We start from the raw sequence: 17,409 nt of genomic DNA on the forward strand, positions 1-17,409 counted from the left end.
GTTTTGCTCATGTTTTCATATTACGTTGAGTTAATTGTATGTCAGCTAAATAGTAAGTGAGGTATGATCTTCCCCCAATTTCGTAGACACTCAGCTTGCCATTAAATATAACTGTTAAATTGCATCTTGTTTAATGGCCACTACATATTTTCCCTCTATCCCTAGTAGTTTCCTAATAAGTGTATTTATGAATTACGGCCAAATTTTAGTAAATAATAGAATATTCCAATTTAACTGGTCGAAACAAGCCGAATATCAACCACAGCCAAGATGTTGATAACGTTTACAATGAACTTCAAAGGTCGCGTACTTGTAGGTGAATTTTAACAAGGCGGTCTTTTCTCTAATATGTTCATACGAAATCGGGGGTTTATCACGCAGAAGGTCAAATAACACCTTGAAAAATGCCCCCTCTTATTAGAAAACATAAATTTACTTAATTAAAAAAATTGGTTGAAAAACGAACAATACTATTCTAGATTTGCACGAAAGATAAATAGTATTTTATTGGATTAAAATGGATATGGAAGTTCAGAAAATAACAATAATTGACGCTGAAGAAATTTCAGAACTTCTCAAATATACCGCTAACAAAGGTATTGAAGTTTCTGAGGATATACTAAGTCCACTACTTTCATCTATTTCACTTCAAGACACAGATTCCTCCAATGACGTTGAGCTATCCAACTCAGAGTCTGTTGAAAATAGCTTAAGTGTTATTATTGCATATTCAAAACTGACCAAAATAACAGCCCCGGTCACTGGAAAAACAGTTATTCACTCTAGAAAATATCGGCAATCAGTCCGCTTCATTAAGTACTCAGCAATTTTCTTTTTGGCTATTTCACTGCTTAATGAAATGGTAGGGATGTACTTAAGCGATAGGTCAATTCCAGATGATGGGTTTTGGACTTATGTTTTTGGTATCCATTTATATGTTGTCACCCCATTATCACCAATATTCTGGGGAGGTTTAGGTAGCTGTATTTTTTTATTAAAACGATTTTCTGATATTGCCGCTGACAGAACTTTTGATACTGATTTTATCGGAGGTTGGCAGACAAGAGTGTTACTTGGTGCAATATTAGGTGGGGTAATTCAATACATTTTTGACCCGGGATTTATTGTTGAATCAGGTATGGATGAAAATGCACTAGCCTTTTTAGTTGGACTGTCTGTAAAGGTATTTTACGGTGCTTTGGAAAAACTAATAGACGCCGTAGCAGAAAAATTGAACTTAGATGCAATTAGGAGAAATAAAACTGAACAAAATACGTTTTCTGAATTAATCGTAAAAAGAATAGCAGCAGGAAATTTGACGGAAGAACAACGTAATGCACTTTTAGGTTTGCTGGATGACAGTAAGCGATGAAAAAAGTAGCAACCCGACTATTTACATTTAGTGTTTCACTTTGTTTTTTGTCTGCAAGTTTTTATAACTTCGCACTTGATAGCGACGATGGGAAATACAATAAGCTTCAAATTCACTACATAAATCTTGGTCAAGGAGGCTCTACCCTTATCGTTGGTCCTGATGGGACTACTGTTTTATATGACTTTGGAGTCAAGCAAGGTAAGTCTGGTCTAGTGGACTATCTTGATAGTGTTCTTGGAGGAAATAAAACAATTAATTATGCGATTTTGAGTCATAGAGACAAAGACCATTTTGTCGGATATAAAGACTTAATAGAAGCTGGTTACAATATTACAGTAGCTAATTATGAACCAGATGGGCCTCCTAAAGACTCCCCATTGTATGTTGATAACTGGACGAATATTACTCCCAAAACCCGAGCTGGTATCGCTCGGTCTATTCCGGTAGGGCTTACAATTGCGCTAGGTAACGGCGCGTCAATATTAGTTGCAGCGGCAAATGGTAAGATTTTTGATGGAACAAGCGTCAAGGTATCAAATGAAAATGATCGGTCCATCTCTTTGTTCCTCGATTATAGAAATTTCCAATATGTATTGGATGGTGATTTGGGTGGTGGGGAAGAAACATGTTCGGGTCACGAGACATCTCAAATGGATGTCCAGACAGAAGTGGCAAAAGCACTTTTAAATGCAGAAAAAATAGATGATGAAAACGGTGTAGAAGTATTTCATGTGGCACATCATGGTAGCGAAAGTAGTACACCAGCACGTTATGTGAGCCGACTAAACCCAGAAGTTGGACTTATAAGTGTGGGAAATCCTAATTGTTCATACCGCCATCCGCGTAAAGACGTAGTTTCGATGCTATTAAATAAAAGTTCCGGGGATGACGAGGTATGTTCAAAGGTCACACCACTAATTCATGTATTTCAGACAGATTATGGCAGTGAGAAATGCAGCAATGAGACGGTGGGCAGAGAAACAGATAACAGCGGCATAATTTCTGGCGATATTATTCTCAGTACAGATGGTCAAACTGAATACAATATTAAAACTACAGGAATGTTGTGGGTAAAAGGTCGAAAAGTTAAAAAAGCGGAAAGTCAGACTTTTTCGATGAAAATGGATAAAAATAAGGATGTTTAAAAAATGAGTGAAACTGGCATTGGAGTAGCATTATCTGGGGGTGGTTACCGGGCAACATTATTTTCTTTGGGAGCATTATGGCGCCTCAATGAAATGGGTATTCTAGGAAAAGTAAAAACAATAACCAGCGTTTCAGGTGGCAGCATAACTGCTGGGTTTTTAGCATGTAATTGGGACTTATTGAATTTTGACTCTAGAACTGGTGTAGCTGGCAACTTTCCTGAAATAATTGCTCATCCCCTCATTCAATTTTGCTCCGAAAACTTAGACGTTGGCTCAGTACTTAAAGGACTTTTATCATTCAAAGATACGATTGGTGACAAAGTCGCTAAAAGTTATGATAAAAAACTTTTTAAGGGTCGACTACTAAATTGCATTTCTAAGAATGCCCCCCTTTTTATTTTTTACGGCACTAACTTTCAAACCGGGGGCAGTATACGATTTAGTCAAAAATACATATCGGACTGGCGTCTGGGTATTAACAAAAACACAGCTATACCCATGTCAAAAGTCGTCGGAATATCAAGCGCATTTCCTCCTGTGCTCTCCCCTGTAACTCTCAAAGTAAATCCGGCTGATTGGGAAAAGACAGATATTTCTTCATCGCATGACGTTGTGAGATTGAAGTCAAAACTATTGCTCACGGATGGTGGTCTTTACGACAACTTGGGATTAGAGGCTGTAACTAAAATTAACAAAGAATACAGCCATGTCATTTGTTGTGATGCCGGGGCTCCCTTAGAAATCAAAGCTAACATTGCGACCAATTGGGCAGGACAGTTTCTTCGAATGACTGACATTATGATTAATCAGCAACGAGCCCTAAGAAAACGAAAACTAATATCTGATTTTGAAAATACCGAAAATCAATTCAGTGGGACCTATTTGGGTATAGGAACAGCTATAAATGACTATAAGTATGCCGACTCTATGGCCAAAGATAGTGAAATCACTGCTGCATTATCAAAAATATCAACACGCTTAAAAGCGTTTAGTCATCACGACACTTATAGGTTAATTAATTGGGGATATGCTTTATCTGACACCGCTGTTCAGCGCTGGTGTCCTGAATTAGTTGGACAAGGTACTCACGTAAATTCACGTCAATGGCCTTTTATTGACTACAAACTTTAGTAAAAAATAGAGTTCAGAAAAAAACCATAAATATGATTCGGTCCTTTTTGTTAAACGAAAAACGGCAACTAATTTGGGTTGTTCAATAAGGTATGTAAATTAGGAGACTATATGTCATCAAAATATAAAGAGTTATTAGAAGAGTTAAAGTCAACAGCAGCAGACTTCTCAGAACTCAACGTTAGAACATTTACTGGAGATTTGAAAACGGCAATCGGGCCTGATGATAATGGCACCCCCACCCTAGGTGTTGATTTAAAAAACTTAGATGAGCTATTAAAGAAAGCGGTAACTGGGGGAACTATAAAGTTAGAAGCAATGACAGTATTGAAAATAGATGGCGATATAGATCAATTTTTAGATACCAATATTAGTGATGATATGAAGTCAATACATGATTTGGCGGTTGCGACAGGTAAAGAATCGCGAGCCGCTATAGTCGCATTTGTCAAAGATTTCGCGTCTTAGCTCTCGTGGGAATCGAACAACTCGGTGATGCAATTGACCACTCAATTCAGAATGGCCAATTGCCAGATTTAGATAAATCTGAAGCCCCATATTTACTTTATAGAAAAAGATTATTCTGGCTTGGATATCTGTATGAAGAGAATGGTGCAGATGTAATGGATGAGGCTTTATCTCAAGGTATAAAAGCATTTCAATCCGATGTCGGTATCAAAGAAACAGGGAAGCCGAACGCTCAAACGTTTCTAGCGCTTGATTCTCTCGTCGCTTTTGAACCCAGACATGATAATGCTTTATTTTTAGCAGCCCTAGCTAAGGACAATCCAGCCCTTCACAAAGCGAGAAAACTGAAGCTATCAATGTACGGATTGTTAAAAAGTAGTAGCTGGGACAAAGAGTTCGAAGTCGATTCAGCATTTTTACTTTTTAAACAATTACTTATCGCTTTGCAGATACCAACAATTAACGATCAGTCTGATAGAATTGAGCTTGAAAGGCATTTATTTAACATCGACCTAATAAGCAACAATATTAATGGAAAAGGTAAGGACATTTATTTTAAGTCACCTTACATTGACAGGAATAAGAAACTTAAATTTTTAGAAACGCTTGATATATTTATTAGAAATATAGCAGCGATAGAGCTTTGGTTGTATGGGTATCCTATAGAGTTAAGCCGTTTACAATCTGGGAATATCACGATATCAAATTCTTTAAAACGATTTTGGAGAGAATCCCCTCAAAGTGAACGTCCTAGACTATCAGAACGAGATTCTATTAGTTATAGATTTTTTAAACGGATCAATATTTTGCAGAGTTATGATGTTAAGGAAAGTGAAAGCGTTGTATCTGAAAAGATCTTATCTGAGCTTAAAAACAAATCATTTCGAGACTCAATAGAAAAAGAAAGTGAAACGTTCTTGAGCAGGGTTTGGGATGGAATAAAGAGAGTTACCCGATTTATTTTTGATATCTTACGACGATTATCAACCTCAGTACTTACGCTTATTCAAAATGCAGCAAGATGGCTCATATCAAGCGGGAGGACTATATTTACAAGCATTTCAACAATATTCAAAACAACCCAAGTGGGTTACGCATACTTATTTAAACAAGGCAATGCAAACAATTTAGAGCATGTTGTTGTTCAGAAAAGTATAGATTTCGACTTAGATATTTACGTGAATACACATGGCAATGTGGTACTAATAAACGGTATTTTTAAAAAGCAAAACCTCTCAGCTAAACTATTCAGACTCGGGTTAACTGGTGTCATGAAGCTTTGGCACATTTTTAGAAAACTGGTTGCGTCTTTCTCTGGAGCTACGTGGCTAATTCTTTTTTGGTCATTTGCAAAATTAAAACAAGACTTCGAATACCTTGAAAATCTTGTTTCAGATTCGGTATCAGCACTAAAAGAATGGGATACCCTTAGTGATACCCAATAACGATTCTTTTTCTAATTTTCAAGTTTGTCTCCCTCGTATGAAAAAACGAGGAGAATACTCATGCTAAAGCGTATTCAAATATCCGCCTTATTAATGCTGGCTCTAGTATTATCAGAGATAGCTTTATGGCTTTCATGGTCAAATGATGTAGGAACACTTTCATACTTATCTTCCGCGCTGATTGGCTACGCGTCGCTACTATCTATTCTTTTTTTTGGTGACAAAGTTTCTTGGTTAGGAGAAACGCTGAAATATGTTTGGAATTCTACATTATCTACTAACCGCAAAGCCTTATTAACTTTAGTTGGTATAACAATCATCTGTTCTGCTCTAACATTTATTCTCTACGAAAAGTGGAAAAACAATAGATTCAATATCCTATTAGAAATTGCTTCTAACAAAAATCTTGAGATTCCAGAATTGTCTTCTATGCAAATGAAAGACCTAATTACACAACAAATATTTAAAAGTGAAATTACCTATGAAGGAGAGGCCCGATTTAAAGTTGACAAAGGAACTAAAGTCCGAGTAACTGCAACATTAGGGGTTAACCAATATACATTCCTTCCGTTCTCAATTGAATCCGACAAATTTTACAAGGTGCTCGATTTAAACAACGCTGATAAAACAAATGAAGCACCACGCTTGAATACTCAAGAATCGGTAAATACTCAAGAATCGGTAAATACTCAAGAATCGGTAAATACTCAAGAATCGGTAAATACTCAAGAATCGGTAATTGCCTCTTTTTATATGCCTCAATCCTATTTTCGACAATTTAACTTTATACTAGAACCGGCATCAAAAAAGTCAAAATATGAAAAACATGTGGAATATGGACCGCCAAGTGATGTAGATATTGTTGATAAAAATGGTTATCTAATAAGCTACAACAAAGTTTTACGCATACCAAATTGGGTAGCTTACAAGATTATTGGAGAAAGTAAGGATATCAATGTAGTAAGAAGTTTTAAACAAGAACCACTAATTAGCTCATCAGTTCAAGCTTCAGAGGAAGATTACAGAGCATCTGGATTCGACAGAGGGCATCTAGTATCTGTCTCTGATATGAAATACAAAGGAGCCCGGGAGGTCGCAGAAGCTGGTAATTATGCCGCTATTGCACCACAGTCCCGATTTTTAAATAGAACAACATGGGTAGAATTGGAGCAACTGGGTAGAGCTTATGCCAAAAATGGGGTTGGTATAATAGCAGGTCCATTATTCTTGGGCGAAAATAACAAGGTTCAATTACTGACTATTGGTAATAATTCAGTGGCAGTTCCAACACATTTTTTTAGAATAATTTATAGACGTTCAGCGACATCATCTATAGAAGCTTTATCGTTTATCGTTCCCAATTCCGATAACGTATCAAAAGATATTAAAAAATATTTAGTTTCGATAGATGAAATTGAAAAACAAACAGGCCTCGATTTTTTTAACGAGCAAGAACCGCTTGCTGAAGAAAAACTAGAAAATTTCATTCCCACAGAATTTTGGGCAATATAATTTTTTATGAACTACAGACTGAGTAAACGCCAATTCGATGAATATTTTTTATTTAATTAGCTATGGACACGAATGTTAAGTTGCATCTTGTTTTGATCCATCATTTGCAAAAATAGTTGAACCAGTATTTATTGTCCAAAGCTTTGAAAACCAATATAAATGTATCAGCTTGCATTGGTTAATTTTCAGTGCAATTATCCATTCCTAATGGAGCACTTTTGAATACAAATTAACACATCTAGCTTACTGTTTGCTAAACAACCCCAGTTGACTAAACTCAACTCTACAGTACAAAAAGCTAATTTAGATAGCGGCATTATTTTTACCAAGACATATTCCTGACAACAATTTCATTTTCCCTCGAGGTTAATATAATTCTCATTTAGTTTCTATATGCTGAATACTTTGATTTATTCAAAAATTTGAGAGAGATTGCTGTCGCGTGGTTAAAGCATCGTAAATTGTAACCATAGAATTTTGAAGACGAGTATTAGCAAAGGCTGGTTGGCAAGAGATTTAGCAGCATTTGAAGTACTTTCGTTTTACCGAAGGTTTGTTATACTCTGGACGTACAAGCTGGTCAAAAGTGTTAACCAATCAGGCGTAGGAGAAAAAATATGAACATTCAAACAGGCGGCGATGGCTTAGGCATTTAATAATGCTTTCCGTTTGAAATAGTAAAACTGGCAATTGAACAGCATAGTAAACACTTATAACAGAGCGCGTATTGTTCTGGGTGTTGTATCTGAAAAATGTCCTACCGATTCAACTCTGTATCCAATAATCTTTTGTCGCTACGATTTTTACGGCGGATGAATTTGAACTTATCAAACGCTCAAATTTCTTTCAAAATTTGCCATGCTGACATCTTTTTTAACCCTATATAATTGCGCTGAGCGGCCACCTGATTGGACTTTTTGGTCAACAAACTCAAACATGTCAGAGGATTCGATGCGGCGCATTAGGCTTTTGCGTTGAATTTCTTTTTCAATGATGGTTTCAATCACATCTTTCAATTGGCCAACCGTAAAGTGGTCGGGACAACAATAGATTGGCACCATTGAGTACAGGGCTTTTTGTTGTAAACGCTTATGTGCAATATCGATGATGTGTTTATGGTCAAACGCAACTGCCAGATTAGGTAATTCATTTACACTTATCCAACTTGCTTGTTCAACGGTTTCAATGCGTGTTTCAACAGCTTGATGCGCCACCAAAGCGTAATAAGCAGAAGTAACACTAAATCCCCTCGGGTCGCGGTTAATGCCTGAAAATACCTGAAGCTGTTCTAAATAACGTGGAGAAAGTCCGGTTTTTTCAGTCAGTTTGCGCCGCGCCGTCATATCCGTATTGTCGTCTTTATCAACATCAACAAATCCTCCGGGCAAACCCCATCGCCCGGCAAAAGGCTCAATCAAGCGTTTTACCATCAATACATTAAGTACGCTATCGATAACAGTGAACAACACACTGTCGACTGTGAACAAAGGATTTTTGAACTGATTAATATCGTAGTCTTGCATCATAATAAACATTTAATGTCGTATAGACACTATAAGTTTTTTTCATCACGCCTTCAATATCTTCAACAAATTAGAGAAATTTTTAAAAAAGATTTAATTTAACTTGACAATATAATGTCACTGAGACATTAATATAAATGTGTCGCAGGGACACTAACTTTTAGAAGGTACAATATGTTTGGTATCAATTACATCAAAGCAGACCCATCAACCCATTTAATGCAGTTCAAAAATGGAGCTGTGGTCAAACAAGGCTTGGGCACCAGTTTCTTCTATTATGGACCCAGCTCATCATTAGTAGCTGTGCCTGTGAATAGCAAAGAATTACCTTTTGTATTTCGTATGCAAACTCAGGATTTTCAAGATATCTCCATTCAAGGGCAAGTAACTTATCGTATCGTCAAACCCGGAGATGCCGTCAAACAACTTAATTTTACTATTGATGCCAATGGGCGTTATGTGTCAGAAGATCCCAACAAAGTAGAAGAAAGAGTACTCAGAAGTGTGCAAGTATCAGTACGTAATCAAATAGAGCGTCGCAAACTGCGCGAAGCGTTAACCTGTGCCATGACACTGACTAACGAGTTAAAGAAAGATTTGGATAATGTAGCGGCGCTGGTTTCTTTAGGTATTGAAATTAACGATGTGGCATTAACCGCTATTGTACCTAATCCCGAAACGGGTAAAGCATTGGAGGCTGAAGTAAGAGAAAGCTTGTTGAGAGAAGCAGACAATGCAGTCTATGCTCGTCGCTTAGCGAGTATTGAACAAGAAAAAAGCGTCAAAGAGTCTGAACTTGAAACTGAAAAAGCCATTCAGAAAAAACAACAAGACCTAGAAAAAGCCACACTTGAAGCTGAGCGCGAACAAATGCAGCAGCGTTTTCAAATCAATCAAGAACGCATTGCTGCTCAAATTGAAGATGAAGAGCAGCTTAAAGGTTTAGTTGAGCTTAATGTAGCGAACGAACGTGCCAGAGCGGACGCAGAAGCTTACAAAATCAAAGTAAAAATGGACGCCTATGCGCAAATGGATACTGAAAGACTAAAAGTCATGAGCATGAGCGGCATGGGACCTGAACAGCTGATTGCACAAGCCATTGAAAATCTCACACATGGTGATAATAAAGTCGGTAACCTAAATCTAAGTCCTGATTTGCTTCAGTCACTTCTGCGCCAATAAAAGGACCAACACGATGTTACAAGAGCGCAAACTTATACTTGTTACACGCAAAACCCGCTTGCAGGAGCTCAAAGAAAAATACTGCACCTTAGGTCAGGCCAAGTTTTACATTGAGCACTTAGGTGAGCGTTTTGATGATTATGTGACTGAAGATACTTTATACAGTGAGGCCGTCAAAACCGTATTAGCACAGCTTAAACAAGCAGGGCGAGTGCAGCTATTAGAGCGCAGCATGTTGGCTACCTACCTATTTTCCCACGATGATGTTGTTATTGTACTTGGACAAGATGGCTTGGTAGCCAACACGCTCAAATACCTCAAAGGCCAGCCATTGATTGCAATTAACCCGATACCCGACTTGTTTGATGGCGTGCTGCTGCCGTTTTGTGTTGCTGACATTTCAGATGTTCTACGAACAGTATTGAATAACAACATGGGGATTAAACATGTTTCCATGGCACAAGTGACCACAAACCTCGGTGATTCACTGTTAGCGGTGAATGATGTGTTTATCGGTCCAAAAAGTCACACTTCAGCACGCTATGAAATCTGCATAGGTGAGAATAAGGAGCAGCAGAGCTCAAGCGGGGTTATTGTTTCGACTGGTTTAGGCTCAACTGGCTGGTTTAAAAGTATTTTAGCTGGCGCCAGTGGTATTGCGCAGCGACCATTACATAAACAGCTTAGTAAAGGGTTGGCGTGGGATAGTTCTGACTTGTATTACACCGTTCGAGAGCCGTTTCCTTCTGCGGTTACCCAAACTAATCTAGTATTTGGCAAAATTTCGAATCAAATGACCCTTAAACTCACGTCGAAGATGGCAGAAAACGGTGTGATATTTTCAGACGGGATGGAAAACGATCCAATTCAGTTCAACGCTGGCACTACAGCGACTATTTGCTTGTGTAAAACACAGGGAAGGTTGGTTGTTTAAGCCTCAAAAAACTAACGATCAACTATTTTTTAATAGCTATTTACTGAAGAAACATGGTTAAACACAATTCTTACAGTATGACATTTAAGACCGTTTTATTATAAAAAATTAATTTTAAATAACCCAAAGAAATTAAAAACCCCTCCAATCAAATATCTTTTTTTGCATACATTGTCATATTATTACACTAGTTAAATCAATATTTTCATAGGAACCCTTGAAAACAAAAGGTTTAACCATTTTCACATTTCAAAAATTATATCTTTTTTTGTTCTTTATTATTAATAAACAGTAACTTACAAAATAACTAAAGACTCATGATCACTTCAAAAAAATACTTTCCTAAAAACTTTACAAACATTTTTTAGCCGTTATTACTATAAAAGAGCGTAAGTTTTAAAGCTCATTCAAAAATAATAACGAATGGAGTCAAAAAATATGAAAACGTAATTTAAAGAGAGATTTAAAATGACTAGAAAATTAAACATTACACAAAAAAACAAAGTCCAATTGCACTTTTACAGCTATAAAAATCATGCACTTATGTATGTCGATAGTAATCTAGAGCAAGACTTAGCAAGAGTATTTGAATTTGATGACAACATTAAACGTTATCGAACGCAGCCATTCAGCACATATTATAGAAATGAACTCGGTGATTTATGTCGATACACTGAGGATGTATTAATTGAATATGTTGATACATCGCTTAATCACCTTGAAATAAAGCCTGAAAAACATGCCAAAACAGTGGTATTTAAACATAAGTTAGACATCCTGAAACGCCATTATAAAAGTAAATTTAACGCTCAATTGAATGTTTTTACTGATAAGACATTTACTAAAGAGCACATTCAAAACTGTAAACTTTTATATCGTTTTAAAGTAAAACCACTCTCACTTTTAGAACGAGGGTTTGTTCAAACAATCGATATACCCTCTTTAACATTTGGTCAACTCAAAGAGCGTGTATTAGCAGCTAATCAACATCTATCTTTGGCATTCAAAATTGCTGCCCATCAAGCCCTAAAGTGGAATATCAAAGCCGCATTAAATGACGAAACTACAATGGAGGTGTGCGCATGAATTTCGCCGAACAATTAGTACCGAAAGCGACATTACTATGGGGCGCAACTCGCTGGACAGTAGAGTCCATTGATGACGATGCTGTAATAATGACAAATGCGTCAAATAAACAATTACGCAGCTTCCCACGTCCTTTTATTGATTCAACTGCAATTAAAGGAAACATTAAAATTGTAATGCGTGACGGCGATTTACAAACTGTCATTCTAACGAAATCAGAACAAGATTTAGCCGACGCATACACTAAAGTTGGCGAAGCTTTAAACGAAATGAAAGCCCCTTTAGGGTTGACGGGAGATTTAGACAAAAATCGAAAGTACAATGGACAACTCAAAGCCCGAGAAATTTTTGATGAACTTGGGTTAAATCACTTAAAAACACCATCAAAAAGTGAGCTTTCTAGAATAGCTACGCACTATAGAAAAACCGGCGGTGATTTTTCCAGTTGCGTGATTAAAACACGCAAGAAGCAAGGAAAACCGCTTCCATTTGAAATTGAACTCTTGTGTGGTAAGGCAATAAAAGGTTTTTTCTTGACTAGAAACAAACCAACTGATACCGCTACATTTCGTTATCTTGAAAGTATTACTCCGGACAATCTAAAAGCATTATTACCTAGTGCCAGTTGTTTTAGACGAAAATTAAAGGCACTTAATAAAGAACTTTGCATCTTAAAACGCGACGGTGAAGCTGCCCTTCGGGCTTACAATAGAGGCATTGGAGCCAAAATAATAGCGGATATGCTTTTAGAGCGTGTCGAGATGGATGCTATGCATGTCTGCCTCGGCGTAATGGATGATGATAAACATTTTTTAGGCTACTTCACTGTTTACTTTGCAGTGGATGCGGCCTCAAGAGCAGTAGTTGGCTATCACATAGAAGTTAAGAAAAAACTGCGAGGCGAAACAGCTGCTGGCGTCATGGCGTGTATTCGAAATATATTAAGTACTCAAATGCCTCACGGGGTGAACACGCTTTTCCCTATTGGTGGAATTCCCGATGTTATTGTAATGGATCACGGAACTGCGTTTGCAAACGCTCGGATCAGAAAGTTATGTAAGACATTGTCTATATCCCTCCAGTACACTGGTACAAAGCGGGGCTGGGGTAAACCGATTGCAGAATCCTTTGTTAAAACACTTCGTCAACGTTTTTTAAGAAATATCAAAGGTTATCGTAACGCTGATAACTTTAAAAATCGAGATAGCCAAAAGCCTGAGCACGAAAACTGTGTAAAGCTTAGCGAGCTTAAACGAGCAGCGGAATACTTCATTCACTACGATTACCATAAAAGTAAACACAGTGGTTTAAAACTATCCACTCCCGAAAAAGAATGGAAACGGCTATACAGAAATCCACCGCCCCGTAAAGCTGATGAACAAGACCGTAGTGTATTCAAAACCGAAACGAAAAAACGTGCTATGCATTTAGTTCGGGGCATTTTTCTTCAGTATCAATACTTTCAATCTCCTGAAGCTAAAGACCTATACAAAGAATTAGATGTCTTTGGTAATAAAAAGGAAAGTATTGATGTACATATACTATTTGACCCCGAAGATGCTTCTGAAATCGCTATTATACACCCACTCACTGGGGAGTTAATTACAGTTAGCAATACAGACAATTCCGTCCACCAAGGAATGTCATTCATTGAAGCGAGAGCAGTAATAGACACAAACGCAAGTCTCGACGATGAGAATGATGAATTTGGAGCTCTGAATATGCTCAGTCAGAATCCAAAACAAATAAATACTCATGTTAGACCGCACGAAAAAACAGCGGTCATAAATGACTATGATGGTGACTTCAGGGATCTTTTAGATACTGAAGTACCGGATCGTGGTCCCACAACCGATGACATTGACTTCGAAGAATTGAATGACGGCTCAACAGGCTTTGGGTGTGAAGAATGATGACAAATTTAACGTTATTAAAGCAAACGAAATCAATAATACACGACTTGAAAATTATCACCCCGGTTTATAGTGATGCTATGAATTATATTCAGCAACTGACTGACACAGGTCAATTTTCCAACCCTAAAATTGGCTATCTAATCGGTGAGAGTGGCAAAGGTAAAACTAAAATTTGCAAAGCCTTCAAAGATAAATATCCGGATGAGACTAACGAGGAATCTGATATACGACGGATAATTTATATCAAGCTGACTGGCGATGCGTCAAAAGGTGAAATTTTGAAAGAATTATATCTAGAACTCATGGGGAAAACGCAGCCACAAAAAGGCAATAACGCAGAAAAAGAAAAGACAATTATAGGCTTACTTGAGGATCTAAAAACTGAACTTGTGATCATAGATGAAGCACAACATGCAATGTCTGCACAATTTAATGAACACGGTAAAACGGGAACTTTTATAAATATGCTTAAAACTATTTCTGATGATTCTAAAGTGCCAATTCTTGTCTCAGGCATTCCCGGGCTAGAATCCTTGCGTGTAATGGAGGGGAAAAATGCAGGGTTTAGTCGGCAGTTGAAACGTCGTAGTTTTTTGCCCCATTTCATTCGTATGCTAACGTTGAAGGAAACACAAAAAATCTTAGTTAGTTTTGCAGATAAACTTGAAGCACTCAATATAACAGCCGACGCTCTTAAAGAACCCTCAATAGTTTGTAAATTCTATTTAGCATCTAGTGGTGCCATTGGCATTATATCTGACTTAATTCAAGCAGCATTAATTGAAGAAAAAGGTCGAATCTCAATTAATGCCAAATCTATTTACAATGCTTCAAAGTTAAGCTTCGAAGAATTTGAAAACCCTTTTACTTACAACGACCGTGTTTTAAAAATTAAGCTCGATGGGCTGAAAAAGGAGGCTGCGTGATGAATTTACTTCCTCAACGTCCTTTTATCAAAAATGGCGAAAACGTTCTGGGTTACTTGCTTCGACTGGCTAAAAAAAATCGATTTAATAGTCTAAGTGAACTCATAAAATCCTACTCTACAAAAAAGGTTCCAACGACTTACAGAAAAAATTCCGTTGATGGTGTTGTTGAATTAGCAAGCAAGTTAGTAGGTAGAAGTATTAACTTAGAAAAAAATTATCTATTAGGTGAATATGAAGAAGATCCAAGCGTATCGGCGGGAAAACGATTTTCCCTTTCACGTAAACCTTGTATTTGCACAGAGTGTGTAAAGGAAGATGGTGTTATTTATGCTAATTGGCAATATACGCCAAATTCTTATTGCACTAAGCACAAAATGGCCCATATCAACGTTTGTCAGACTTGCAGTCGAGAATTGCAGTGGAACACTGATTTACTAGATTTAGTATGTCAGCATTGTGGCTCTAAACTTTGTGGGAAAACAATAGATACTGAGCCTCACCACATTCGTAAACTTCGGACACTTCAGGGGCAGAAAAAATGGGTATACACATCAAAATTATTTGACTATGCCGTGGCACTAATACGTCCGTTTGATCTAATCGATAAACGGGTGACTGAAAGCCCGATAATGCTTCGTAATTGGAACGAATTATACTCAATGGCGAGTCAAATGATCGAATTGGGTGAAAATGTGCCATCAGCATATAGCCTTTTTAACCAGCTTTTCTATGAATATCCGTTCGATGATTTTGCTCAATCACCTCTGGCTGCTGGAATGAAACAAGTACTAAAAAGACACCCTACAAATGATGAATGTAGACTATTTGTTGATGCCGCTGCTTTAAAAAAGTGGCTTGGCTTGAGCGAATTCCAAGTGCAATCTTGTATCGAACTAAAATTTACTAAAGTGACTTTTAAAAAACCTTATTGCGGTACATTTATTTATGATTTTTCTGATTGGCAAAGGCTACTTCAAAGGGTTAGGACGTTGGACGAAGTTGGAACTCCCATCCAACAAGTGGCAGAAGAAGCCCCTATTTTCTGGAATTATCCGGAAGAAATTGTGATCGGAGTTTTACGTAGCAGAATTCCTGTACGTTTCAAAAATCCTAATATGCCCAATTTTTCTGAAGCTTTTGTAGATCGAAAGACTGCTCACTACTACTTGAGAAAGCAACGAGGAATGAAATTTGATCAGGTTTTATCACAATATAACGCATCCAAATTACTAGGTGTTGGTCCTCAAATTATTCGAAAATTTATTAAAGATGGAAAACTCAGTGTAATGGTGCCAAATAATAAAGTGCCAATGATTTGTATTGATTCACTAAACAAACTTATTGATAACGAAAGTTTCCCTACCCGAGATAAGGTTTTAAATGCATATCCGAGTTTTATATCGAACTAATAATTAGTCTTTTAAAATTCTATTTCTCTGAATAAAAAAAGAGTACTATTTAATAGTACTCTTTTTTTATTCATCGATTTTAAAAATCCCACGTTATCTGAAATACTGCAAAAATTCCCAAATTAAATGACACGAGGTTTTATCAATCCTAGATTTTTAACCAGCTTTCCTTCTAAAAAGCCGGTTATTTACTAAAAAGTAGTTGAACCGAATTCCCAAACGCTAAAATTGATCAAATGTGATCATTACCATTTAATTTGGGAATTCCGCCAACTTTTGGAATTCTTTTAAAATCATTAACTTAAATAAATTTAGTTTGATACCAAAAAGTTTTTTTTCAAACACTTGGGAATTTAAGCCGTTTTCATTCATTCAAAATATAACTATGTCTTTTTTAATCTTAAAAATGATGGGCTTAAACACTTAGTTGATTACTAATTGAGAGCTAATTGCCATCAGTTTATACAATGTCTAATAATCTACCTAGCGCGTCGCTTGTCTCTAACCCACATATGAGAGCTATTGGATATTTTCATTTCAAACAAATCGATTGAAGCAAATAAATTGCTGAGTTTTTTAAAGCCATAGTTTCGTTGATCGAATGAAGCATGATTTGAAATATGTGTACCAATTGCGCCCAACTTTGCCCAACCAACAGCGTCTTCTACCGCTTCAACCGCCTGACGCAATAAATTCATCAACGAGTATCGTTTTTGATATTCTTCGGTGCTGGCTCCGGTTTGTTAACTCGAACGGATTTGTCATCAAAAAACAAAAACCTCGACTAACCCATATCAAATGGATTTTTTGGAGTTCCGTCATTCAGTAACTCAGACACGATGGCATTTACCTCAGCCTGGACATACGCCCAATACTCAGGATTATCGAGGGTTCTCTCTTTAATTTGCTTGGGGATAAAGCGGCTCATTTCCATATTGAAGTCGTCACGTACTTCATCTTCCGACATTAACTTGGCTAACTGAATAGACAGTGTCTGCCGAAAGTCTTCTGTTTGCTTTTGTCTGGCGGTGAGTTTCTTTTCAACCAATGTCTTGGATAAATCAATACCGCGTTGCTTGATCCAAACAATATCCCAGATATCGCGCGGCTTAATACGCCTTGCCCGATACGCTAATGCGATCAGCTTATCGGCCAGTGTTTCTTGTAACGATTGTACCGGGACTAAGATCCCTTCAGTCGGTACAACAATATCGTAATGATTAACTAGCGGGCGCTTTTCGATATCGAATGAGGGAATTGCACAGACGTCAATATGCATTTTCTGCCTTGGCAAATCAGGACGATTTGGCGAATTTGTTGTTTTAGCATACTTTATTTCCCACACTCTTCC

The 17,409-nt window shown here is 37.2% G+C and carries 15 protein-coding genes; 12 read left to right on the forward strand and 3 right to left on the reverse strand.

Annotated elements, in window-relative coordinates; genetic code table 11:
* Positions 1-517: 517 nt before the first annotated feature.
* The 6 genes from AX660_RS02960 (at position 518) to AX660_RS02985 (ending at position 7,079) form a co-directional block, all read left to right on the forward strand.
* Positions 518-1,372, forward strand: a complete 855-nt coding sequence (locus AX660_RS02960) for a hypothetical protein (RefSeq protein ID WP_068372331.1) — start codon at positions 518-520, stop codon at positions 1,370-1,372.
* Complete coding sequence (locus tag AX660_RS02965) at positions 1,369-2,520, forward strand: ComEC/Rec2 family competence protein (RefSeq protein ID WP_068372334.1); 1,152 nt, start codon at positions 1,369-1,371, stop codon at positions 2,518-2,520. Before AX660_RS02960 ends, AX660_RS02965 begins: the two co-directional genes overlap by 4 nt.
* Positions 2,521-2,523: 3 nt before the next feature.
* A complete protein-coding gene (locus AX660_RS02970; RefSeq protein WP_068372337.1) occupies positions 2,524-3,654 on the forward strand; it encodes a patatin-like phospholipase family protein in 1,131 nt (376 codons plus the stop codon).
* A gap of 111 nt (positions 3,655-3,765) precedes the next feature.
* On the forward strand, positions 3,766-4,122 hold the full coding sequence (locus AX660_RS02975) for a hypothetical protein (RefSeq protein ID WP_068372339.1): 357 nt from the start codon (positions 3,766-3,768) through the stop codon (positions 4,120-4,122).
* 5 nt (positions 4,123-4,127) lie between these two features.
* Positions 4,128-5,567, forward strand: coding sequence for a peptidoglycan-binding domain-containing protein (locus AX660_RS02980; RefSeq protein ID WP_068372344.1), 1,440 nt, complete (start codon positions 4,128-4,130; stop codon positions 5,565-5,567).
* Positions 5,568-5,627: 60 nt separating this feature from the next.
* Entirely contained in the window at positions 5,628-7,079 is a 1,452-nt protein-coding gene (locus AX660_RS02985) for a DNA/RNA non-specific endonuclease (protein WP_068372347.1), read from the forward strand.
* A gap of 827 nt (positions 7,080-7,906) precedes the next feature.
* Here AX660_RS02985 and AX660_RS02990 read toward each other — a convergent pair.
* On the reverse strand, positions 7,907-8,614 hold the full coding sequence (locus AX660_RS02990) for an NUDIX hydrolase (protein ID WP_235594642.1): 708 nt from the start codon (positions 8,612-8,614) through the stop codon (positions 7,907-7,909).
* Between the two features lie 162 nt (positions 8,615-8,776).
* Here AX660_RS02990 and AX660_RS02995 point away from each other — a divergent pair, with 162 nt between their 5' ends.
* The 6 genes from AX660_RS02995 (at position 8,777) to AX660_RS03020 (ending at position 16,058) form a co-directional block, all read left to right on the forward strand.
* Positions 8,777-9,784, forward strand: a complete 1,008-nt coding sequence (locus AX660_RS02995; protein ID WP_068372350.1) for an SPFH domain-containing protein — start codon at positions 8,777-8,779, stop codon at positions 9,782-9,784.
* Between the two features lie 13 nt (positions 9,785-9,797).
* Positions 9,798-10,718, forward strand: a complete 921-nt coding sequence (locus tag AX660_RS03000; protein ID WP_068372353.1) for an NAD(+)/NADH kinase — start codon at positions 9,798-9,800, stop codon at positions 10,716-10,718.
* Between the two features lie 468 nt (positions 10,719-11,186).
* Positions 11,187-11,804 (forward strand): TnsA endonuclease N-terminal domain-containing protein, encoded by a 618-nt coding sequence (locus AX660_RS03005; protein WP_068372356.1) that lies wholly within the window; start codon positions 11,187-11,189, stop codon positions 11,802-11,804.
* Positions 11,801-13,717: a DNA-binding domain-containing protein gene (locus AX660_RS03010; protein ID WP_068372359.1), complete on the forward strand. Its 1,917-nt coding sequence runs from the start codon at positions 11,801-11,803 to the stop codon at positions 13,715-13,717. Before AX660_RS03005 ends, AX660_RS03010 begins: the two co-directional genes overlap by 4 nt.
* On the forward strand, positions 13,714-14,646 hold the full coding sequence (locus AX660_RS03015; protein WP_068372362.1) for a TniB family NTP-binding protein: 933 nt from the start codon (positions 13,714-13,716) through the stop codon (positions 14,644-14,646). The genes AX660_RS03010 and AX660_RS03015 overlap by 4 nt, the downstream gene beginning before the upstream one ends.
* The gene (locus tag AX660_RS03020) at positions 14,646-16,058 is read left to right on the forward strand and encodes a TniQ family protein (protein WP_068372365.1); all 1,413 of its coding nucleotides are present in this window, start codon (positions 14,646-14,648) and stop codon (positions 16,056-16,058) included. The genes AX660_RS03015 and AX660_RS03020 overlap by 1 nt, the downstream gene beginning before the upstream one ends.
* A 479-nt stretch (positions 16,059-16,537) precedes the next feature.
* Here AX660_RS03020 and AX660_RS03025 read toward each other — a convergent pair whose 3' ends face one another.
* Together AX660_RS03025 and AX660_RS03030 are read right to left on the reverse strand one after the other, a co-directional pair.
* On the reverse strand, positions 16,538-16,756 hold the full coding sequence (locus tag AX660_RS03025) for an OST-HTH/LOTUS domain-containing protein (protein WP_068372368.1): 219 nt from the start codon (positions 16,754-16,756) through the stop codon (positions 16,538-16,540).
* Positions 16,757-16,842: 86 nt separating this feature from the next.
* Positions 16,843-17,403 carry a nucleotidyl transferase AbiEii/AbiGii toxin family protein gene (locus AX660_RS03030; protein WP_235594643.1) on the reverse strand — a complete coding sequence of 187 codons (561 nt, stop codon included), beginning with the start codon at positions 17,401-17,403 and terminating at the stop codon, positions 16,843-16,845.
* Positions 17,404-17,409: the final 6 nt, after the last annotated feature.

The sequence above is a fragment of the Paraglaciecola hydrolytica genome, assembly GCF_001565895.1.
Classification (GTDB): Bacteria; Pseudomonadota; Gammaproteobacteria; order Enterobacterales; family Alteromonadaceae; genus Paraglaciecola; species Paraglaciecola hydrolytica.

Excerpts from the sequence above, each read along its gene's own strand:
- AX660_RS03015 (WP_068372362.1), top strand. The coding sequence starts at position 13,714 with ATGATGACAAATTTAACGTTATTAAAGCAAACGAAATCAATAATACAC.
- AX660_RS03020 (WP_068372365.1), top strand. The coding sequence starts at position 14,646 with ATGAATTTACTTCCTCAACGTCCTTTTATCAAAAATGGCGAAAACGTT.
- AX660_RS02990 (WP_235594642.1), bottom strand. The coding sequence starts at position 8,614 with ATGTTTATTATGATGCAAGACTACGATATTAATCAGTTCAAAAATCCT.
- AX660_RS03000 (WP_068372353.1), top strand. The coding sequence starts at position 9,798 with ATGTTACAAGAGCGCAAACTTATACTTGTTACACGCAAAACCCGCTTG.
- AX660_RS02985 (WP_068372347.1), top strand. The coding sequence starts at position 5,628 with ATGCTAAAGCGTATTCAAATATCCGCCTTATTAATGCTGGCTCTAGTA.
- AX660_RS03025 (WP_068372368.1), bottom strand. The coding sequence starts at position 16,756 with ATGAATTTATTGCGTCAGGCGGTTGAAGCGGTAGAAGACGCTGTTGGT.
- AX660_RS03010 (WP_068372359.1), top strand. The coding sequence starts at position 11,801 with ATGAATTTCGCCGAACAATTAGTACCGAAAGCGACATTACTATGGGGC.
- AX660_RS03005 (WP_068372356.1), top strand. The coding sequence starts at position 11,187 with ATGACTAGAAAATTAAACATTACACAAAAAAACAAAGTCCAATTGCAC.
- AX660_RS02995 (WP_068372350.1), top strand. The coding sequence starts at position 8,777 with ATGTTTGGTATCAATTACATCAAAGCAGACCCATCAACCCATTTAATG.
- AX660_RS02975 (WP_068372339.1), top strand. The coding sequence starts at position 3,766 with ATGTCATCAAAATATAAAGAGTTATTAGAAGAGTTAAAGTCAACAGCA.
- AX660_RS02965 (WP_068372334.1), top strand. The coding sequence starts at position 1,369 with ATGAAAAAAGTAGCAACCCGACTATTTACATTTAGTGTTTCACTTTGT.
- AX660_RS02960 (WP_068372331.1), top strand. The coding sequence starts at position 518 with ATGGATATGGAAGTTCAGAAAATAACAATAATTGACGCTGAAGAAATT.
- AX660_RS02970 (WP_068372337.1), top strand. The coding sequence starts at position 2,524 with ATGAGTGAAACTGGCATTGGAGTAGCATTATCTGGGGGTGGTTACCGG.